The 19,913-nt window shown below is 53.6% G+C and carries 17 protein-coding genes; 5 read left to right on the top strand and 12 right to left on the bottom strand.

Annotation, left to right across the window (positions count from 1 at the left end; genetic code table 11):
* Nucleotides 1-149 precede the first annotated feature (149 nt).
* Nucleotides 150-1,082 carry a homocysteine S-methyltransferase gene (gene mmuM / locus QRD42_RS00520; protein WP_321987954.1) on the bottom strand — a complete coding sequence of 311 codons (933 nt, stop codon included), beginning with the start codon at nt 1,080-1,082 and terminating at the stop codon, nt 150-152.
* On the bottom strand, nt 1,069-2,469 hold the full coding sequence (gene mmuP, locus QRD42_RS00515) for an S-methylmethionine permease (RefSeq protein WP_321987953.1): 1,401 nt from the start codon (nt 2,467-2,469) through the stop codon (nt 1,069-1,071). The genes mmuM and mmuP overlap by 14 nt, the downstream gene beginning before the upstream one ends.
* A gap of 527 nt (nt 2,470-2,996) precedes the next feature.
* Between mmuP and QRD42_RS00510 the strand changes: the two genes are divergently transcribed.
* From QRD42_RS00510 to QRD42_RS00500, 3 genes are all read left to right on the top strand, one after another.
* Nucleotides 2,997-6,815 carry a glycosyltransferase gene (locus QRD42_RS00510; protein WP_321987952.1) on the top strand — a complete coding sequence of 1,273 codons (3,819 nt, stop codon included), beginning with the start codon at nt 2,997-2,999 and terminating at the stop codon, nt 6,813-6,815.
* A gap of 235 nt (nt 6,816-7,050) precedes the next feature.
* On the top strand, nt 7,051-8,661 hold the full coding sequence (locus QRD42_RS00505; protein WP_321987951.1) for a reprolysin-like metallopeptidase: 1,611 nt from the start codon (nt 7,051-7,053) through the stop codon (nt 8,659-8,661).
* A gap of 274 nt (nt 8,662-8,935) precedes the next feature.
* Nucleotides 8,936-9,112: a general stress protein gene (locus QRD42_RS00500; RefSeq protein ID WP_072569992.1), complete on the top strand. Its 177-nt coding sequence runs from the start codon at nt 8,936-8,938 to the stop codon at nt 9,110-9,112.
* Nucleotides 9,113-9,254: 142 nt separating this feature from the next.
* On the opposite strand, the gene QRD42_RS00495 is transcribed toward QRD42_RS00500, so the two are convergent.
* The 3 genes from QRD42_RS00495 to QRD42_RS00485 form a co-directional block, all read right to left on the bottom strand.
* Nucleotides 9,255-9,752, bottom strand: a complete 498-nt coding sequence (locus QRD42_RS00495; protein ID WP_072569993.1) for a 2-oxo-tetronate isomerase — start codon at nt 9,750-9,752, stop codon at nt 9,255-9,257.
* Nucleotides 9,753-9,817: 65 nt separating this feature from the next.
* On the bottom strand, nt 9,818-10,717 hold the full coding sequence (locus tag QRD42_RS00490; protein WP_318364273.1) for a manganese catalase family protein: 900 nt from the start codon (nt 10,715-10,717) through the stop codon (nt 9,818-9,820).
* A 63-nt stretch (nt 10,718-10,780) separates the two neighbouring features.
* Nucleotides 10,781-11,287, bottom strand: a complete 507-nt coding sequence (locus tag QRD42_RS00485; RefSeq protein WP_072569995.1) for a ferritin-like domain-containing protein — start codon at nt 11,285-11,287, stop codon at nt 10,781-10,783.
* A gap of 527 nt (nt 11,288-11,814) precedes the next feature.
* On the opposite strand from QRD42_RS00485, the gene QRD42_RS00480 reads away from it, so the two are divergent.
* On the top strand, nt 11,815-11,910 hold the full coding sequence (locus QRD42_RS00480) for a hypothetical protein (protein WP_318373570.1): 96 nt from the start codon (nt 11,815-11,817) through the stop codon (nt 11,908-11,910).
* Between the two features lie 92 nt (nt 11,911-12,002).
* On the opposite strand, the gene QRD42_RS00475 is transcribed toward QRD42_RS00480, so the two are convergent.
* Together QRD42_RS00475 and QRD42_RS00470 are read right to left on the bottom strand one after the other, a co-directional pair.
* Nucleotides 12,003-13,250, bottom strand: coding sequence for an MFS transporter (locus tag QRD42_RS00475; RefSeq protein WP_321987950.1), 1,248 nt, complete (start codon nt 13,248-13,250; stop codon nt 12,003-12,005).
* 121 nt (nt 13,251-13,371) lie between these two features.
* Nucleotides 13,372-13,611 (bottom strand): SymE family type I addiction module toxin, encoded by a 240-nt coding sequence (locus tag QRD42_RS00470; RefSeq protein ID WP_321987949.1) that lies wholly within the window; start codon nt 13,609-13,611, stop codon nt 13,372-13,374.
* A 254-nt stretch (nt 13,612-13,865) separates the two neighbouring features.
* Between QRD42_RS00470 and QRD42_RS00465 the strand changes: the two genes are divergently transcribed.
* Nucleotides 13,866-14,831 (top strand): sensor domain-containing diguanylate cyclase, encoded by a 966-nt coding sequence (locus QRD42_RS00465; RefSeq protein ID WP_321987948.1) that lies wholly within the window; start codon nt 13,866-13,868, stop codon nt 14,829-14,831.
* A gap of 9 nt (nt 14,832-14,840) precedes the next feature.
* Here QRD42_RS00465 and QRD42_RS00460 read toward each other — a convergent pair whose 3' ends face one another.
* The 5 genes from QRD42_RS00460 to QRD42_RS00440 form a co-directional block, all read right to left on the bottom strand.
* The gene (locus tag QRD42_RS00460; RefSeq protein ID WP_321987947.1) at nt 14,841-16,109 is read right to left on the bottom strand and encodes an EAL and HDOD domain-containing protein; all 1,269 of its coding nucleotides are present in this window, start codon (nt 16,107-16,109) and stop codon (nt 14,841-14,843) included.
* 210 nt (nt 16,110-16,319) lie between these two features.
* Nucleotides 16,320-17,141, bottom strand: a complete 822-nt coding sequence (gene sitD, locus QRD42_RS00455) for an iron/manganese ABC transporter permease subunit SitD (protein WP_072570000.1) — start codon at nt 17,139-17,141, stop codon at nt 16,320-16,322.
* Nucleotides 17,141-17,998, bottom strand: a complete 858-nt coding sequence (sitC, locus tag QRD42_RS00450) for an iron/manganese ABC transporter permease subunit SitC (protein WP_321987946.1) — start codon at nt 17,996-17,998, stop codon at nt 17,141-17,143. Before sitC ends, sitD begins: the two co-directional genes overlap by 1 nt.
* The gene (locus QRD42_RS00445; protein ID WP_321987945.1) at nt 17,995-18,834 is read right to left on the bottom strand and encodes a manganese/iron ABC transporter ATP-binding protein; all 840 of its coding nucleotides are present in this window, start codon (nt 18,832-18,834) and stop codon (nt 17,995-17,997) included. The genes sitC and QRD42_RS00445 overlap by 4 nt, the downstream gene beginning before the upstream one ends.
* The gene (locus tag QRD42_RS00440; RefSeq protein WP_321987944.1) at nt 18,831-19,748 is read right to left on the bottom strand and encodes a metal ABC transporter substrate-binding protein; all 918 of its coding nucleotides are present in this window, start codon (nt 19,746-19,748) and stop codon (nt 18,831-18,833) included. The genes QRD42_RS00445 and QRD42_RS00440 overlap by 4 nt, the downstream gene beginning before the upstream one ends.
* Nucleotides 19,749-19,913: the final 165 nt, after the last annotated feature.

Here is a 19,913-nt window from a genome sequence, read left to right as displayed (position 1 = left end):
GGTTTATAAGGCATAGCGAGCATGATAACGGAGTCTGTAGGGCAGGAAAACAACAGGGGAAGGCTTTCGTTTAAAGGGACATCGCGCAGGATGAAAAGCCGCTATGCTGCCAGTCGGTTTCAGAGCCTGCGCGTATCATTAAAGATGCATCAGCGGCGTTCACGCAGCGCGGCGATATCTTCTGGCGTCGTGCGGCAGCATCCGCCAATCAGTTTCGCCCCGGCCTCTAACCACTGTGACAAATGCCCCGCCAGGGATCCGCAGCTGTCGCCATGCGTATGCCAGGCTTTGCTTACCGCGTCATAGGTTTCACCGGAATTAGGATAAACCACCAGTGGCAGCGCGCTCAGGCTTTGCAGGTGCTTCAGCGCGGCGGTGGTTTTATTCAGCGCGATACAGTTAATCCCCAGCGCAATAACTTGTGGACAGGCGGCAAGCGTATTCACCACCTGAACGAGCGGTGTGCCATCGCTCAGATGCTGGTCATCCCTTAAGGTAAAGGAGAACCACGCCCGTGCCTGCGGGTACTCTGTCAGCAGGTCGGCCAGCGCGGTGATTTCGGCAAAAGAGGGTAAGGTTTCACAGGCCAGCAGATCGGCCCCGGCATTGAGCAGGGCTTCAATGCGCGGGCGATGAAAAGCCTTAAATTCTTCCGCAGGGCGTACATAATCGCCGCGATATTCAGAACCATCGGCCAGATAAGCGCCGTATGGCCCGACAGATCCCGCCACCAGCAGCGGACCCGCGGCTGGATCCTCACGCAGATAAATTTCCCGCGCTTCTTTCGCCAGCGCAACGCTCTGTTCAATCAGCGCTGCCGATTGCGCCTCCGTCAGTCCACGTGCCGAAAAGCCCAAAGGCGTGGCCTGGTAACTGGCGGTAATGGCAATTTGCGCGCCCGCGCGGAAATAGTCCAGATGCACGTCCCGGATAAGCTGCGGATTTTCCATTAACACTTTCGCGGACCAGAGATTATCCGCAAGGTTGCATCCGCGCGCTTCCAGTTCGGTGGCCAGCGCGCCATCAAGTACGGCAAAAGGATGACTTTCAAGCAGAGCGGTAAGGGGATTAATCTGCGGCATAGTCAGTCTCCTTCGATGTGGTTTTATGAGTCAGAAAATAGCTGGCATAGCAGAGGGCAACGAAAGGTATGCCGCACCAGAGGGCAATGCGCTGATCGGGATCGAACGCCAGACCGATACAGGCGAGCAGACACAGCAGGAAGCCGAGTACCGGCACCAGGGGATACCAGGGCGCCCGGTATTGCAACCCGGCGAGCAGCTTACCCGACCGGATATGGCGGCGACGAAATACAAAATGAGACGCGCAGATGCTGAGCCAGACGGCTACCACGGCAAAGCCAGATATGGCGCTGAGGGCAACAAATACCGTATCAGGGGCGATCACGCTGGATAACAGCGCCAGCAGGCCGCCGATCATAGAAGCGGAAAGCGCCACCAGCGGCACGCCGTTTTTATTAACGCGGGCAAAACAGCCCGGCAAGGTTTTTTCATTGGACAGCGACCACAGCATACGGCCCGATGCATAGAGACCGGAATTCGCCGCGGAAAGAATGGCCGTCAGGATGACAAAGTTGAAAATATCCGCTGCGTACGGAATGCCAATTTTTTCAAAGACCAGCACAAAGGGGCTTTTCTCAACGCCCGCGACTTCCATGGGGATCAGCGCTGCGAGAACAAAGACCGTGCCGATAAAAAACACAATCAACCGGGCGATAGTGGCCCGGATCGCCACCGGGATCGCCTGATGCGGATTTTCCGTTTCCCCTGCCGCTATGCCAATAAGCTCAGTGCCGGAAAACGCGAAATTCACCGCCACCATGGTCATCAGAATGGGCAGACCGCCGTGGGGGAACCAGCCCTCGCGGGTGAGATTAACCAGCCCAGGCGCGGAGGATCCATCCTTCATCGGGATAAAACCGAAGATCGCCCCGCAGCCCAGGATAATAAAGACGAGAATAGTCGCGACTTTAATCAGGGAGAACCAGAATTCCCCTTCGGCAAAAAAGCGCGTTGAGACCGCGTTAAGGGAAAAAATCAGCACGCAAAACAGGGCGCTCCATATCCAGACAGGGACGTGTGGAAACCAGTACTGCATACAGAATCCGGCGGCGGTGAAGCTCGATCCCAGCGCCACTGTCCAGGTAAGCCAGTATAACCATGCCACGGTGTAGCCGGTTGCCGGGCCAATATAGCGCGCCGCATAAACATGGAAAGCGCCTGTCACGGGCATCGCCACGGAAAGCTCCCCGAGGCACTGCATCACCAGCCAGACCACCAGCGCGCCAATCAGGTAAGCCAGCAGCGTCCCTGCCGCGCCTGTGGTGGAAATGATGTAGCCCGTGTTAAAAAACAACCCTGTGCCAATGACGCCGCCCAGGGAAAGCATGATCAAATGCCGGGGTTTCATGGTGCGCTTAAGCTCGCCATTTTCTTGTTGCCTTTGCATATCACCTTCTAAACGTATGGATGTCTGAATGTCCGTATGGCGTTCTTTATAGCCTGATTGTTAACAAAAGACCAGCCCGGGGCATGGGGGAGCGCGCGCCAGTAGTCACCGGGTGCCGGATGCAGAAATTTTTCAGGGTAAAGGTTAATAATTATTAAAACGCCATAAATATTGGTCGCGTGTTTTAACACCGTTATGAATTGATTAATCTCACAATTAAAATTTCCATGATAGATATTTATTATTTTAACGAAGTTTTTATTAGCACTTTCTTGTGCAAATTATTTCGTTGATTAGCAGACGAACTAAAATTAATTACAGCCAGGATTAATCTTATAAGTACCCTTAAACATTTATCTTTCTGCCCGTTTGCTAATTAGGCTCTATTCTTATAAAGCAGCGCAATCTCTTAATAAAACTCTCTTTAATGCTAAAGAAACCGAGCGGTTCCCCGGAATAATTTATCAATTTTATTTTTCATTCACGTCCCGTGTGCGCATGAAAAGTATCATTGCGGAGACGTTGCTATGCAGGTGTTCAGATCGTTCTGGCAGGCGGGGTATGAGGGTGCCGATCATATCACCCGAAATAATGATGCGCTTTCAATGAATAACGCCACAGCCCATGATAAAAAGCATCGGCAGGATTATCAGGCGCTCGCGCCATTTCAAATTACCACCGTCAGGGAAAGCGTCGGCTGGCGGCTGGTGGAACAGGAAAATGGCTACGACTTTTCTTCCGTTGCTGAAAAAATGGCAGCAGCGCAGGACAACGGCATTCAGATTTGCTGGACCATTTGTCATTACGGCTGGCCGGAAAATATTGAATTCTTTTCCGAAGATTTTATTTCGCGCTTCGCTCAGCTGTGCGGAGCGCTGGCTACATTCCTGCGCCCGTATTATGACGAGGCGCCAGTTTATTCGCCGATCAATGAAATGTCTTTTACCAGCTGGGGGATATCGGTCGGACTATTTGCGCCTTCTCTCAGCGTGCGCGATCCGACCGGTATTCGCAGCAAACGTCAACTTGTTCGCGCCACGCTTGCCGCCTGCGATGCCATCTGGCAGGCGGATCCCCGGGCGCGATTTTTACACTGCGATCCCATTATTCATCTGGTATCGCCGGACGACAGCCCCGAATCGCAGCAGAACGCGGCAGGCTGGCACAACGCGCAGTTTCAGGCCTGGGATATGCTCGCCGGGCGTCTGGAGCCGGAACTGGGCGGCGCGCCGCGTTATCTGGATCTGATTGGCGCGAATTACTACCACGACAACCAGTGGGAAAGCGAAACCAACCGCCGTCTCTGGTGGCATCTGGGCGACAGTCGGCGCAAAAGGCTGCACAGCCTGCTGGCAGAACTTTATCAGCGTTACGAGCGCCCCCTCCTGCTGGCTGAAACCAGCCATGTGGGCAGCGGGCGGGGTGCCTGGATCACGGAGATTGCCCGGGAAGTCGCCCAGGCGCAGATCGCGGGCGTGGAGATGATGGGGATCTGTCTTTATCCCGTCATTGACCGGCCGGACTGGGAAAACCACGCCGTCTGGCATCGCAGCGGCTTATGGAATATCGACCCCGAAGGACATGACCCTTTTGAACGTCAGCTCGATCCAGTCTATGCGCAGGCGCTCAACCGCGCCCGGCAGATGCTCGATCATTTCCAGTGTTTATTTAGCGTGGCGCACAGGGCCTGCAAAGAGAGAAAACCTATGAAAAGAATCTATGTTTTTAGCCATCTGCGCTGGGATTTTGTATTTCAGCGCCCGCAGCATTTGATGACCCGTCTGGCTGAGCACTATTCGATATTTTTTATCGAAGAGCCGGTATTTTCCGCCGATGAACCGGCGCTTTACCTGAGCCAGCCCGCGCCTAATGTGACCGTCGTGAAGCCGCATACGCCATCGCCGGTTACCGGTTTTCATGACGGGCAGATCGAGTATATGCAGTCGTTGCTGGCGGAAATTACCGAAGACGACGAAACGCCCATCGTCTGGTTTTATACCCCAATGGCGCTGCCGCTGCTGAAAGTGTTTTCGCCCGCGCTGGTGGTTTACGACTGCATGGATGAGCTGGCCGCCTTCGAAAAAGCGCCGCGTCAGCTGCTGCAACGTGAATCCGCGCTGCTCTCACGGGCGGATATTGTTTTCACCGGCGGGCCAAGCCTGTATGCAGCGAAAGCCGGGCGGCATCACAACGTGCACTGCTTCACCAGCAGCGTCGATGCGGTGCATTTTGAACAGGCGCTGGATCGCGCTAACCATCATCCTTTACAGGACGATATTCCCCATCCACGTTTGGGATTTTGCGGCGTGATTGATGAGCGTATGGATCTGGACATTATCAGCGCGCTGGCGGACGCGCATCCCGACTGGCAACTGGTAATGGTCGGGCCGGTGGTGAAAATCGATCCGGCTTCGCTGCCGCAGCGACAAAATATCCATTATCTCGGCATGCAGCCCTATCAGGCGCTGCCGCAGTTCCTGGCGGGATGGGATGTGTGTCTGATGCCTTTTGCGCTCAATGCCGCGACGCAGTTTATCAGCCCCACCAAAGTGCTGGAGTATATGGCGGCGCAGTTGCCGGTGGTCAGCACGCCCATTACCGACGTGGAAAAACCATATGGCCACGTGGTGGCGATTGCCCGTACGCCCGCAGAGTACGTTCGCGCCTGTGAAGCGGCGCTGCAGATGAGTGACGCGGCCCGCCAAAATCAGCAGCAGGCGATGCAGGGCATTGTGGCGGCGACTTCATGGGATCACACTGCCGAAAAAATGCATACGCTGATGGATAATCTGCTGTACAGCACGCCGCCGGAAAATGTGCTCAGCGCCGCAACGGACATGGCGGAGATCAACGACCCTTCGGTATTACGCCTGACGCCGCCGCACCATGCGCCGGCAGTGTCCACCCGCTGTCTGATTCTGGGAGCCGGACCGACAGGGCTGAGCGCCGCCTTTCATTATGGCGAAGGCGCGACCCTGCTGGAGCGCAATGCCACCGTCGGCGGGCTGTGCCGATCCATCGAGGACAAAGGATTCACCTTCGATTATGCCGGACACATTATGTTTTCCGAAGACAGCTACGTGAAGGCGCTGTACGACATGCTGCTTGGCAGTAACCTTCACTGGCAGGCGCGAGAGGCCTGGGTTTACACCGAGGGCGTCTATACCCGCTACCCTTTCCAGGGCGCGCTCTACGGCCTGCCGCCCAATATCATTAAAGAGTGTATTCTCGGCGCGATAGAGGCGCGTTATGGCGTGGCATCCGCGGCGAAAACCGTGTCGATCCGTAGCGATAAAGAGGCCTCATGTGACAGCAGCGCCGGTCAGGTGGTGGACTGCTGCGCGGATGGCAGCATCCCGGATCTGAGCAGCAATGACAGCGTGCAGGACGCCATGCCGCCGGACAATTTTGAAAGCTTCATCTATAAAACCTGGGGCGCGGGCATCGCCAGGCACTTCGCCATTCCGTACAACAAAAAATTGTGGGCGGTGCCGCTCGCCGAGATGGAAACCTCATGGCTGGGCGGACGCGTACCGCTGCCGGATCTGGCACAGATCATTGAAGGCGCGCTGACCGAAAAGGGCAAACCGATGGGGCCGAACGCTTTCTTCGGCTATCCGCTGAAAGGCGGCTTCCAGGCGCTGATGACGGCATTTTTACCCTATATCAAAGGTACGGTGGAAACCGGGGCGGAAGTGAAGCAGATCTTTGCCCAGCAGCATCTGGCGGTGCTGGCGGACGGCAGGCAGTATCGGTACGAACAGCTGATCAGCACCATGCCGCTGCCGCAGCTTATCCATATTATGGGCGATGAAGTGCCGTCATCGGTACGGGCGGCGGCGAATGGCCTGCGTCATGTGTCGGTGCGCTGCGTCAACCTGGGAATAGGCCGGGCGAATTTAACCGATAAACACTGGATCTATTTTGCGGGCAGAACCGTCTTCCACCGTATTTTTGTGCAGGGCAACGCCAGCCCACACTGTAATCCGGAAAATGGCTTCGGGCTGACCTGCGAGATCACCTATTCACCGGACAAGCCGCTGCCGGAGCAGGGACAGGTGCTGATCGACAGATGCATCCGGGAATGTATTGAAGTGGGGCTCTTTACCGCTGACGATCCCGTGCTGACCGCAAGCCAGGTCGATATTCCCTGCGCGTATGTGCTTTACGATCATCAGCGTAAAGCAAATGTTGAAACGGTCAGAAAATGGCTGTTATCCCGTGACATCATTCTGTCCGGACGCTATAGCGAATGGGAATATTACAATTCCGATCATGCTTTTATTGCCGGTAAAGTTGCCGCGGAAAAAGTGAAAAACGACGAATATCGTCATTCAGGTTTATAATCTGTGTTAACACCGGGCAGTTATCTGCCCGGTGAATATAGTCAATGTTATTAACCTATTACCCGCCTGCATTTCCCCGCCTTTTCAGATTTCATCAAGAGATATCAATTACCTGTTTATTTAAGATGTGTCGCTAACTGACAGGGGTGATTGTTTTTTAAACATATTACCGGTCAGTCACACTATTTCATGGAATACGCCCATCAGGATGATGAGCGTTAAAAGGAAGACGACAATGAAACGACACCCACTATTATATTTATTAGGCACCTCGCTGTTATTGGGCGCCAGCCAGGTCAGCGCCGCGGATAATAGCCTTTTTATCAAAAGCAAATTACTGAAATCCTCCAGCGAAACCCGCGCCATCGCCGCGGATCCTGCAACGGCCTCGGTTGAGGTTATCGGCATTAACAGCAACATTATTGCCGACTCCACGCCTTTTCTGACGGTGCTGCTGCCGGGCCAGACGAAGGAAGAAAAGGTCTGGTTAGCCAGCTTCAGCAAAACCGATCGTGGGATGCAGGTCTGGCGCGGCCGCTATAACCGCAAAATGCTGAAAAATACCGCCATGAAGTCACTGAAGGCGGCTGACTTTGATTCGGTGATCCTGGTACGCAAAGGCGATAAGGTCACCGGCACCGTGCGTCGCAACGGACAGCTGTACCGCATCCAGCCGCTGAGCAGCGGCCAGCATGCGGTGATCAAAATCAACGAAGCCGCCGTACCTTACGACACGGAACATCTGGAAACGGTGGTTTCAGATGTCACCTACGAAGAAAACGACGCGCCTGATTTATCCCGCCTGGGTTATACGCTGCCGTGTCAGTCATCCTGGGGGGCCGATACCACCTATCCGGAAAAAGGCTGGATGGTGAGCTACAACGAGCGTAACTACCGCAGCCGCTGGGAAACCAAAGGCGAAATGCCGGGTGTGTCGCCGGTATGGGAGCCAAATGGCGTCTGTGTTCAGACTGGTGAAGCCCCGGCGCCACTACCATTACCTGTACCCGTGCAGGTCTGTGCGGCGGAATGGGCGGCGCAGAACAGCTATCCGCAGGCGGATCTGTTGGTGAGCTACCAGGGCATCAACTATCGCAGCCGTAATAAGGTGGCGGCGGATGATGTGCCGGGCGTTAACCCGGTGTGGGAGCCGCAGGGCACCTGCTATGTGCCCGTAGTGCCGCAGCCTGAAAAGACCAGGGTGAGCGTGCTGGTTGCTGCCACACCGGCGGCGGCGAAAAGCCTGGGCGATCTGGACGCGGTGGCGCAGCTGGCGGTGGAAGAAACGAACGAAGGCTACGAAAACAGCGGTATCGATCTGAAACTGGTGCTGGCAGGGACCATGATCGATCCGTCCTATGTTGAGCCAGCGAATTCATCCGACATGCTGCGCGATCTGAAAAACACCAATGACAACAAGCTGGAAGAAGTGCACTACCAGCGCGGCCTGACCAATGCCAATATTGCGGTTCTGCTGGCGAAGAAGTACGGTTTCTGCGGCCAGGCCTATGTAAACGCCAGAGCGTCAACCGCCTTTGCGGTGGTGGAGGCTTCCTGCGCGGTGGGCGGTTACAGCTTCGGTCATGAAATTGGCCATTTGCTGGGGGCGGCGCATAACAAATCCAGCGCCAACGCTTATGCCTACAGCTATGGTTTCGGCTGGCAGGATCCGGAATTCCTGTTCCGTACCATCATGTCCTATGGCTGCGCCAAATCCTGCCCGCGCATCAACTATTACTCTCATGCCACTATGGAGTACAACGGTAAACCGATGGGCAACGCGACTGAAGCAGACAACACTCGCGTGCTGAAAGAGCGCAAGGAAACGGCTACCACCTGGCATTAATCCTGTCGCGCTCTGCGATATATCGTATTTAATCAGAAGGCGGGCATACTGGCCCGCCTCTTTTTTTTGTAAGATTATTAAATATAAATAAATATATTCTTACTCTGCCGCTTCGTTATATTCCATGTCTCGCTTTAAGATAATTCCAGGCACTCCTGGCACGATTAATATAATGGCTTTTATATTTGCATCTTCGCTGGCAGACGCTATAGTTAATATTGCCTGACGGGGAAATACTTCCCCTGATTTACCAAAACTCAATGAGGTATTAATTATGACTCAGCAACGTGGCGGTTCCGGTAATTTCTCACAAGATCGCGAACGCGCATCCGAAGCAGGGAAAAAAGGCGGCCAGCAAAGCGGCGGCAACTTTAAGAATGACCCTGAAAGAGCCTCAGAAGCGGGTAAAAAAGGCGGTAAAAACAGCCATGGCGGCGGACGTTCTTCCTGATCCGTCAATGCGCTAACCGGTGTTCTTTCATTTGCTGACGTGAATGACGACGTTAAAAATTAAAGAACCGGTACTGGCAATCCTGCACTTACGTGTGGGGTTGCCATTTTGTTTTTCAGGAAATGATAAATAAAAAGAGCTATCAGGATTTTAATTCTTCCAGCAGCAGAATAGTGCCGGCCATGGCGTAATTCGCCGCCTGCAATAATACTGCCTCACTGTCCCCTTCAAATTGTTTACACTGGGTATAGGTTTCTGACCCCGGTAATTGCCATGCAAACCAGATAGTTCCCGCGGGCGTGCCGTCTTCGCCACCATCAGGCCCGGCGTAACCGCTGACCGCAATTGCCACGTCCGCGCCAGAATGAGCAATAGCACCGGCCGTCATCTCAATCACTGTCTGCTGACTTACGGCAGTGTGCATCTCAATGGTTTTCTTCTTAACGCCGAGAGTGGTGATTTTTGCTTCATCCGTAAAAGTGACAAAACCGCTGCCATAAAAAGAGGGGGTGTCTTTTGCCGCACATAATGCAGAGGCAATTTGTCCGCCGGTACAGGACTCAGCAGTGGTCAAAAAGAGTTTTTTTTCCGTCAGTAAGCGACCTAATTCATTGGCAATAGACGCCGAAGGCATTGTCATAACAAACTCCTTAACTGCGCGAGCCCGGAATAAGATCCGGGCTCGCTCAGAATGCATTGAAAAAATTAAACGTCTTTTTTCGCTGCGGTATTTTCGATCGGCTCTGCAACAGATCCCAGGTCAGTGCCGGTGACCGGATTGATAGCTGGATCGGATTGCGTGCGCTTGATCATCGCCAGCAAATCACTTTCCTGCTGCGAAGGCAGCGTGACAGAGGCTTTACCGTCGCCACCATCAACGGCTGGCTGCGGATCGGCAACATAGTTGAAGTTCTCGTCGCTGTTCCAGCTGCCACGAACTTCTTCCCCTTCAGACATATTGAAGTAGGTGTTGGCATACTGCTCGATCGGCGGCAATTTACCCGGCGGGAAATTGTTGCGAATAGAGTACAGGGCTTTTTCGAAAGACATCTGGTGCGCCACTTCGCGCGTCATCAAAAAGCCCAGCGCATCTTTCACGCCTGGATCGTCCGTCAGGTTAATAAGGCGTTCATAGATGATTTTCGCACGTGCTTCAGCAGCGATGTTAGAACGCAGATCCGCGGTCGGTTCGCCGATGGTATCGATATAAGCTGCCGTCCAGGGCACGCCCCCGGAGTTGGTCAGCGGCGTACCGCCACCGTACAGAAGGGAGGTGATATGGCTGTCGTTGCCGCGGCCGGTCAGCGAGCGATAAAGCTCTGCTTCTTTTTCAGTCCCTTCCGCCAGTTCACCTTTGGCACCCTTGTTCAGCATGCCGACCAGCGTACCGATGATTTCGAGGTGGCTCAGCTCTTCAGTGGCGATATCCAGCAGCATATCTTTGCGTCCCGGATCGTCGTCACTCAGGCCCTGGGTAAAGTAACGGCAGGCAGCAGCCAGTTCGCCCTGCGGGCCGCCAAACTGCTCAAGTAAAAGGTTAGCGAGGCCCGGATTAGGCTCCGCTACACGAACGGTGTACTGTAATTGCTTCACATGTCTGAACATAATTTCCTCTGTATTATCATCATCGCCCGAAGGCGTGGTCTGCGCCGGTTCTCAGTGGAAAGATTACTTTTTAGCTTCGGTGTCTGGTGTCGCCGAACGGATCAGGAACTGCTCGGTGACGTCTGGAATATGGGTGATGCACCATTCCGCCATCGCTTTTTCCTGCTCCAGAATTTGTGCAAATACGCGTGCGCCTTCCTCATCACCGGCCATTTTCGCCGCAGCGATCAGGGAGGTGTAACAGGCAATTTCGAAGTGCTCAAACACATAACCGCTGATGGCGCCTTTTACCACTTCATCAGGCGTCATCATGCCGCCAACGGCCTGGCCCAGCGCCGCCATTTTGCTCATGGCATCTTTTACGATTGAGGTGGAAACGCCATTGCGTTCGATCACCTGATCAAGCAGGACTTGTTGCTGACGGGTTTCTTCAATGTGCTGCACAATGCGGGCTTTCAGATCGGGGTAATGCTCCAGGCGGTCTGCCATTTTGGACAACATTGACTCAGCTTGTTTTTCCATCGCATGAGCATCACGTAACCAGTCATGATAATTTTCCAGATGAGTCATATTAATTTCTCCTGATAGAACATTGTTGTAGGCAATATATGTGGCGGAAAAGTTGCTATCATCACAATGATAATTCCCCCCCCACATTTTTGTTTATCGGACACAATGGAAACAGCGAAACATCATCATTATTATGTTTCAATGTTTTCATTGTTTTACTTTCTGATAGTTAAGCGTAGCACAGGCTTCGGGTTGCGCTAATTTAATGCAAATTTTTTTGTAAATCAGTGGCTCATGCGCAGGTATTAGTTTTTGACCGGAATCAAGAAGTTCAGTCTGCATAATATATTTTGTATTTTATTTTTAAGTTTATTAGTTCAGCTTTGTATTTTGTACATAAGACAAATCCTGAACGCTTGTTGAAATTTTTCGGGTAAGTGTGGCTTGACAGTTTTTAATATGAGGTCAGACTTAAAGAGTCTTTTTTGAAAATAAGAGACTGGAATTAATAATATTCCTGAGTTTATTTGCGCTTCGTTATTGATGCGTATTTAGTAGCCTGAACAGATGTAATAAAGGAGGGCAAGATGAAATATATGATGAACCCTATGGCTGGTCAAAAAGACGATCCATCTGAAGCGCCGGAATCCGGCGACAAAACCGATTCCGATCCGAAAAAGTAATGCCAGTCTGCTGACATAACCTGTCAGCGCCAGACTCTGGCAACGAAAGGGGAAAAACCAACGCTTAGCGGCGTCTGTTTTTCCCCTTTTGCTTATCTGGCGACAGACGTCAACGGCGGCGTATTATCCAGCTGACGAATGGATGGGGTGAAGCAGACGGCGATGGTCGCCGTCACAATAGCCACGGCAGACGCCAGCAGCACATTATTGCTGCCATAGTGTGCCGCCAGTGGCCCCGCAGCCAGTTCTCCTGCCGGGATAGCCACAAAGGAGCCGAGCGCATCATAAGCGTACACGCGGGCGAGCTTATCAGGTGGGATATGCGTTTGCAGCGACTGCGCCCAGGACACGCCAAATAACCCAAATCCCGCGCCTGCCATAAAAAAGGCCGCCATCAACAGCGCGGGCGAAGGTAACAGGCTGAGCAAGGCTACCGGCAGAGCGCAGAGGTTGACCAGTATGACGCCGATAAACAGATCCCGGCGGGGGCGCCAGCGAAGCGCGATAACCGATCCTGAGATTAGGCCGAGACTCTGCGCGGCAATAATAAATCCCCAGTTCGCGCGGCCAAAGGTGGCGTCCGCTACTACCGGACCCAGCACCATCACGATACCGCTGAAGGCCGCGTTGACGATGGCGAACTGCGCGACTATCGCCCAAACCCATGAACGGGCGATGAACTCTTTCCAGCCATCGCACAGATCCTGCAAAATATGGGAAGCCGGGCCGTCAGACGCGTGCGCGACGGCGCGGGTCAACAGATACAGCGGCGCGGCGGCGGCAAAGCCCAGCGCATCCACCGCCAGTCCCCAGCCCGGACCAATGGCGCTGATCAGGATCCCGCCCAGCGAAGCGCCGATAACGGTGCCGCCATAAATTCCCAGTTGAATAAAAGCGTTGGCTTCGCGCAGCGTCGGCGCGGGCACTGTTTGCGGTACCATCGCGGAAGAGGCCGGAAGCGCAATGCCCGCCGCTGCGCCGTTAATGGCGCCCAGCACCGTCAGCAGGGTAAAGGTCGCCGCGCCATCCAGCACTGACCATGCCACCAGGCCTTGCGACAGCGCAGCGATGATGGATGAGGACACCAGCACCATACTGCGGGAGTAACGATCTGCCAGCACGCCGCCAATCAGCAGAAAGGCGACGTTAAAAATCGAACGGGCCGCCACAACGATCCCAAGCTCGGTGGCGCTGCCACCCATATCCAGCACCGCGAACGCCAGCGCAATGGGCGCGATGCCGTTACCTAAAACGGTAAACAAGCGGGCAAAAAACAAATGGCGAAACGGCGCATAATAAAAGGCCCGTCGGATTCGTGGCGCGTGGTTATCTGGCGTCATGGGATGTCCCCGGTGGCGTTAACCTGCCCAATCCATGTCGTAAAGCGGGATAYACCCATGCTGATTTCTTCTCCCTTGCAGGTAATTTACCCGGTGATATACCGGATAAAGGCGCATTACACTACTCCGTGCACGGGCGGATGATCAACTGCCCGAATTCGACCACAATCGATACCGCGGCCCCTGTGGGAAAGCCCGCTTCGGCGAGCCAGTCGCCCTGTAAAGACAAACTCGGGTGCAGGCTGTAACGCCGGGGGATTTTGGTTTTGCGCTCTTCATGACGTCTGCGCACATATCCCACCGTGATACGGCGCATCGCTTTAGACATTTTTACCTCTGAAACTACTGGCTTCCCGGTCATACACCACTCCTTTTCCACTTATCGGTTGTTGAACATACCGTCATAAATTGCTGTATAAATTAACAGTAAAATACCGGAAGGCAAGGTGAGGAATTGCGAGGCGGATTCCAGAAATGCAATGCAAAAACAGCAACGCGTTTCATTCACGTAAGAATATATTGTGCAATAAGCTTTTCCTTATTTTCCTCATGCGAAAGTGTTAGTGGATTTGTATATATGTCTTATATTAATAAGACTATTTATGAGGGACGCCGATGAACATACCCGCACTGCCCGCCAATGAAACTGAACGTCTTAAATCTCTCTATATGATGGATTTACTGGACAGAAAAGATGATGAGCGATTATCACGCTTGACCCGTGTAGCAAAGGCGACCTTCAATGTGCCTATTGCGCTGATCTCCCTGCTGGATCGCGACAGGCAGTGGCTGATCTCCCCGATCAACGAGAATTTACGACAGACCTCGCGAAATGTTTCCTTTTGCGCCCATGCCATTTTGTTGCAGGGGATTTTGATCGTCAAAGATGCCCATAAGGATGAGCGCTTCGCGAAGAATCCTTACGTCACAGGCGCGCCTTTTGTGCGCTTTTATGCCGGGTGCCCGGTACATTTGCCCGACGGCTCCATTGCCGGTACCATCTGCATTATTGACTCAAAACCCCGTGATTTCAGTTCCGATGAAATTAATTTACTGCTCGACCTGGGGGCAGTAGTGGAAGATGAATTTCTGATCATCAGCCAGGCGATGACTGACAAGCTGACCGATCTGCCTAATCGTCGTGGTTTTTACCGCCTTGGCGACAAACGTTTTAAAGAGATGACCAGCACACAGACGCCATTCAGCTTGCTTTATTTCGTGGTAGACAACTTACAGTCAATTAATGACATCTGGGGGCATGCCGAGGGCGATAATGTACTGCGCGGGTTTGCCCGCAGTCTTGGCAGTTGTCTGCATAAAGATGATATTTGTGGGCGAGTGGATGGTAGCGCCTTTGCGGTATTGCTACAGCAGAAAAACGATCACGACGCCGATGCGTTTCTGTTTAAACTGCAAACCAAAATCGATGAGTTAAATCTTAATGCGGATAACAAATATCACATCAACTATGCCTATGGCCTGCTGCAAAGCGATGCGGAAAAATACGCTGATATATTTGAAATGCTCAATGACAGCGATACGGTGATGTATTCCGAACATCGCAAGAAAAAGCACAGATAAGCGCCAGACTTAACGCCAGCGCGTGCGCTCAATGCCGCTTCTTTGAGGCTTACCGATGGGCATTTCATCTGCCCATTTGGTGGCGTCGTTAATCATTTCGGCGACAATACCCCGCGTCAGCCCGACCTTTTTCGCTTCCAGGCTGGCTTCTTCCCACTGGCGGTTTTCATACAGCTGCGCCAGATTCACCAGCTGAAAAAGCATGCCTTTACGCTCCTGCAACGCAATGCGCACGTCGGCGGAGATCACCACCTGTTCGATCAGCTCTTCCTGAGGAATACCCAGAATGACATCCAGCAGTGAAAACAGGCCGACCATAAAAGCATCGTTAGAAGAGTGGATGCCAAGCAGCCGGTTGGCTGCGAGTTCGCAGAAACGGGCACGGATCAGGCTTAAATAATAAATTTCATTAGTTTTGGGGCTATTAAACGACGTCAGACAGGCGACCAGCACAAAACGGCGCAACTCGGTGACGCCAAGATAAACCACAATGTCTTTAATTGACTGGCTGCGGCTGCCGCGAATGCCGCGCGCATTGTATAAAATATTCTGCGCATAACGCATAATTTTGAACGAGAGCGCGATATCACGCTTGAGCAATTCCTCAATCTGCATGAGATCCGGGGATTCTGCGTTAACTTCCTGAATAAGCTTTAGCGCAATGATCTGATTCTGAATAATTTTTTTACTTTTGAAGATCACCGGCTTGCTAAAAAAATGCCCCTGAAAAAGGGTGAAGCCCATATTTTTGCAGGTGTCGAATTCTTCGATGGTTTCGACTTTCTCCGCGAGGAAAATCGTCCCGTTGAGCAACGCACGGTGGTGCAGAATATAAGCCTGAATTTCCTGTAAGGTGCTTTCGCGCACATCAAATTTAATAATGTGGACATAGGGCAGAAAAGCATTCCAGTTATCGCTGAGCGAAAAATCATCCAGCGCAATACGAAAGCCTTTTTTATGCAGTTGCTTAACGGTTTCCAGCAGACGCGGATCCGGCTGCGCGGTTTCCAGAATTTCGACAACTACCCGATCTTTGGGCAAGGTTTCCGCCAGTCCTTTGATCAGGAGTTCATAGGGAAAGTTAACAAATACCGCGCTGGCAGCGCTCTGACGGTCGGTTGGTACACCGAGAAATTGTTCTTCAATAAGCTGAGCAGTCGCTTGTTCAGGCGAGACATTGGGAAACTGGTTAGTCATGCTATCTCTGAAGAGCAGCTCATACCCGAAGGTATTGAGATTTTCATCAAAAATTGCCTGCCTTGCGACAAAAGAAAACATTCTCCATCCTCACCCGGAACCATCAGCTGGTCGCTGAAAAAAGCCGCAACCAATTTAAGTTTAAGACAGGAGCCATTTTGCTGCCTGCTGGCGTGATTTGTAAAGTTTAGTCACAGTAAGTTGATGGTTTTTTATCGTTTTAAAACAATAAATTGACATTAATAACGTTTTTACCCTACCTGGGGGCGTCTGACGCCCCCCGGCGGGCGCTTAATTTATGGCTGTCGCCCGGCGATCCCGCCAGCCTGCGACCAGAAAGGCGAGGATAAATACCGCAGTGAAAAGCACGACAATGGTTGGCGCGGGGGCGCTGTCGAGCCAGAAAGAGAGATAGACCCCGGCAAAAGAGACCACCACGGCCAGTATCACCGCCAGCCACAGGGCATGGGCGAAACGGCGCGTCAGCAGCACCGCGACCGCGCCGGGGGCGATGAGCAGCGAAATCGACAGAATAATCCCCACCGATTTTAAGGTGGCGACTATCGTCAGGGCGATCATGCACAGCAGGCCATAATGGAGCAGGGCGGTGTTAAGGCCGCAGGCTTTTGCCTGCTGAGCATCAAAGGCATGCAGTAAAAAATCCTTCCATTTTACCAGCATCACCAGCGCCACTCCGGCGGCTATCAGGCTGCTTTGCAGGATGTCGCTCGTTGCCACGCCCAGCATGTCGCCAAATAAAATATGGTCGAGATGCACTTCCGACTGGATGGAGATATAGAGGATCAGTCCTGCGCCAAACATGCCGGAAAAGACAATGCCCATCAGCGTATCGCGCTTAATGCGGCTATTATCGTCGAGATAGCCGGTAGCGATGGCGCAGAACAGTCCGGCGATAAAAGCGCCGATGGCGACGGGGATACCGATGATCCAGGCGATCACCACGCCGGGAAAGACGGCGTGGCTCATGGCGTCACCCATCAGCGCCCAGCCTTTCAGCACCAGAAAAACCGACAGTAAGGCACAAGGCACGGCGACAATCACCGAAATCGCCAGCGCGTTTACCATAAAATCAAACTGGAAGGGTTCGAACATTATGCCGCCTCCTGATTTGCCAGCCGCGCCCGGCGGCGGTTCGCCAGCAGACCGTGTTTAGGCGCAAACACAAAGGCCAGCAGGAACAGCAGCGTTTGCGCCACCACGATAATGCCGCCTGTGGCGCCGTCGAGATAATAGCTGACCCAGGCGCCGAGAAAGCTGGTGATACTGCCAATCGCCACCGCAATCATCAACAGGCTGGGGAAGCGGTCGGTAAGCAGCCAGGCGGTCGCGCCCGGCGTCACCACCAGACAGATCACCAGAAAGGCCCCGACGGTTTGCAGCGCGGCGACGGTGGACACCGACAGCAGCGTAAAGAACAGCAGCTTCAGACGCGCCGGGTTGAGGCCAATGGAGCGGGCATGGTTCTCATCAAAAAAGGTCACCATCAGGTCTTTCCATTTCAGAAACAGAATGACCAGCGAGACAATGCCGATAATGGCGAGCTGAATGACGTCATCCGGCGCGATGGCCAGAATATTGCCCAGCACGATGGTCTGAATATTTACGGACGTGGGATTGAGCGACACCATAAACAGGCCAATGCCGAAAAAGGATGAAAAAATCAGGCCGATAATGGCATCTTCTTTCAGGCGCGAGCGCTGATTAAGAAACAGCATCGCGCCCGCCGCCAGCCCCCCGGATAAGAACGCGCCGAGGGAGAAGGGCAGGCCGAGCATATAAGCCCCCGCTACGCCCGGCACAATGGAGTGAGACAGCGCGTCGCCGATCAACGACCAGCCTTTAAGCATCAGATAGCAGGATAAAAACGCGCACACGCCGCCCACCAGCGCCGATACCCACATGGCGTTAAGCATGTATTCGTAACCGAACGGCTCCAGGATCCAGTTCACGGCTGCTCTCCTTTTGCAGGAGGACGGCGGGAAATAAAGGGGCGCTCGTCATCGGTGATGATGTGCTCCTCACTGCCGCTTAACACCACGTGACGCAGCACGCCGCTGAACGCCTGTTCAAGGTTTTCTGCGGTAAAGGTGGTTTCCGTCGGCCCGCTCGCCAGCACCGTGCCTTTGACCATCACCGTGTAATCACAGAATTCTGTGACGGAGCCTAAATTGTGCGTCGACACCAGCATGGTGCGCCCCTCGTCGCGCAGCTCGCGCAGCAGTTCGATGATCTTCGCTTCGGTCTGCACATCGACACCGGTGAATGGCTCATCCAGCAGAATGACCTGCCCGTCCTGGGCGATGGCGCGGGCAAGAAACACCCGCTTTTTCTGCCCGCCGGAGAGCTCGCCGATCTGCCGGTGACGAAATTCCAGCATCCCCACGCGGGCAAGGGCGGCGTCCACCGCCTGATGATCCGGCGCTTTCGCCCGGCGCAGCATCCCCATATGCCCGTAACGGCCCATCATCACCACATCTTCCACCAGTACCGGAAAGGACCAGTCCACCTCCTCGGCCTGTGGGACATAGGACACCAGATTTTCCCGCAGCGCCTGTTTAACAGGCCGCTGAAGGATGGAAATCTCACCGCCCGCCAGCCGTACAAAGCCCATCAGTGCCTTGAACAGCGTGGATTTACCCGAGCCGTTGATGCCCACCAGCGCGGCTATGGAACCCCGCGGCACGCTAAAACTGGCGTCACGCAGCGCGGTATGGCCGTTGCGATAGGTGACGGTAACATTCTGAATATGCAGGCCTGGCGGCTGGGTTTGCGCTGAGGTATTCATTTTTGCGCCTCCACGCCCTGCTGAATACCTTTCACCAGGGTTTCACTGGTTACGCGCAGCAGATCGAGAAAGGTCGGCACCGGGCCGCCGGCGGCGCTGAGGGAGTCAACGTAGAGTACGCCGCCGTAGAGCGCGCCGGTTTCCCGCGCCACCTGTTTCGCCGGTTTATCCGATACCGTACTTTCGCTGAACACCACCGGAATATGATTTTTCTTGATCGCGTCGATCACTTTGCGCACTTGTTGCGGTGTGCCCTGCTGATCGGCATTGATCGGCCACAGGTACAGCTCTTTGAGATCATAATCCCGCGCCAGATAGGAGAACGCCCCCTCGCTGGTCACCAGCCAGCGTTTGTCCGCAGGCAGTGAGTCCAGCTGCGCGCGCACCGGAGCCAGCGTTGCCTGGATCTTCGCTTTATAGGCTGTCGCGTTTTGCTGGTAGATTTGCGCGTTGTCCGGATCGTATTTCACCAGCGCATCACGAATGTTATCCACGTAGATCAGCGCATTTTCGGCAGACATCCATGCATGAGGGTTAGGTTTACCGTTATAGGGGCCTTCGCTGATGCCCATCGGTTTTACACCATCAGATACCACCACCTCCGGCACGCCGGACAGATGCTGATAAAAACGCGCAAACCACAGCTCCAGATTCAGACCATTGGCGAGGATCAACTGCGCGCCCTGGGCGCGTTTAATGTCGCCGGGCGTCGGCTGATATTCGTGGATCTCCGCCCCCGGTTTGGTGATCGAACTGACCTCTGCCGCATCTCCCGCCACGTTTTGCGCCATATCTGCGATCACGGTGAAAGTGGTGATGACCCTGAATTTCTCTTTTGCCTGCGCGGGCGAAAGGGCGAACAGCGCAACCAGGGCAGCGGCGAACACGAATCTCAGACGTGATGAGTACGGCATGGTATCCCTCATGATGGCGTGGTTAATAATACAGCGAATATAGCCTTTGCTATGTTATATAGCACACGCTATAGGTCTGAGCGAAAATTATTCGCATTTAATAGCCAGACAGACAAAAAATCACCGATCTGGTGGCAGGGTATGGAAAGTTGTAAAATAAAAGCA

The organism is Enterobacter sp. PGRG2 (genome assembly GCF_030291195.1).
In the GTDB taxonomy this organism is placed as follows: domain Bacteria; phylum Pseudomonadota; class Gammaproteobacteria; order Enterobacterales; family Enterobacteriaceae; genus Enterobacter_D.
This window is presented reverse-complemented; position numbering and strand designations above follow the sequence as displayed.

What these genes read in the sequence shown, in the direction of transcription:
- mmuM (WP_321987954.1), bottom strand. Translation starts at nt 1,082, where the DNA reads ATGCCGCAGATTAATCCCCTTACCGCTCTGCTTGAAAGTCATCCTTTT.
- mmuP (WP_321987953.1), bottom strand. Translation starts at nt 2,469, where the DNA reads ATGCAAAGGCAACAAGAAAATGGCGAGCTTAAGCGCACCATGAAACCC.
- QRD42_RS00510 (WP_321987952.1), top strand. Translation starts at nt 2,997, where the DNA reads ATGCAGGTGTTCAGATCGTTCTGGCAGGCGGGGTATGAGGGTGCCGAT.
- QRD42_RS00505 (WP_321987951.1), top strand. Translation starts at nt 7,051, where the DNA reads ATGAAACGACACCCACTATTATATTTATTAGGCACCTCGCTGTTATTG.
- QRD42_RS00500 (WP_072569992.1), top strand. Translation starts at nt 8,936, where the DNA reads ATGACTCAGCAACGTGGCGGTTCCGGTAATTTCTCACAAGATCGCGAA.
- QRD42_RS00495 (WP_072569993.1), bottom strand. Translation starts at nt 9,752, where the DNA reads ATGACAATGCCTTCGGCGTCTATTGCCAATGAATTAGGTCGCTTACTG.
- QRD42_RS00490 (WP_318364273.1), bottom strand. Translation starts at nt 10,717, where the DNA reads ATGTTCAGACATGTGAAGCAATTACAGTACACCGTTCGTGTAGCGGAG.
- QRD42_RS00485 (WP_072569995.1), bottom strand. Translation starts at nt 11,287, where the DNA reads ATGACTCATCTGGAAAATTATCATGACTGGTTACGTGATGCTCATGCG.
- QRD42_RS00480 (WP_318373570.1), top strand. Translation starts at nt 11,815, where the DNA reads ATGAAATATATGATGAACCCTATGGCTGGTCAAAAAGACGATCCATCT.
- QRD42_RS00475 (WP_321987950.1), bottom strand. Translation starts at nt 13,250, where the DNA reads ATGACGCCAGATAACCACGCGCCACGAATCCGACGGGCCTTTTATTAT.
- QRD42_RS00470 (WP_321987949.1), bottom strand. Translation starts at nt 13,611, where the DNA reads ATGACCGGGAAGCCAGTAGTTTCAGAGGTAAAAATGTCTAAAGCGATG.
- QRD42_RS00465 (WP_321987948.1), top strand. Translation starts at nt 13,866, where the DNA reads ATGAACATACCCGCACTGCCCGCCAATGAAACTGAACGTCTTAAATCT.
- QRD42_RS00460 (WP_321987947.1), bottom strand. Translation starts at nt 16,109, where the DNA reads ATGTTTTCTTTTGTCGCAAGGCAGGCAATTTTTGATGAAAATCTCAAT.
- sitD (WP_072570000.1), bottom strand. Translation starts at nt 17,141, where the DNA reads ATGTTCGAACCCTTCCAGTTTGATTTTATGGTAAACGCGCTGGCGATT.
- QRD42_RS00445 (WP_321987945.1), bottom strand. Translation starts at nt 18,834, where the DNA reads ATGAATACCTCAGCGCAAACCCAGCCGCCAGGCCTGCATATTCAGAAT.
- QRD42_RS00440 (WP_321987944.1), bottom strand. Translation starts at nt 19,748, where the DNA reads ATGCCGTACTCATCACGTCTGAGATTCGTGTTCGCCGCTGCCCTGGTT.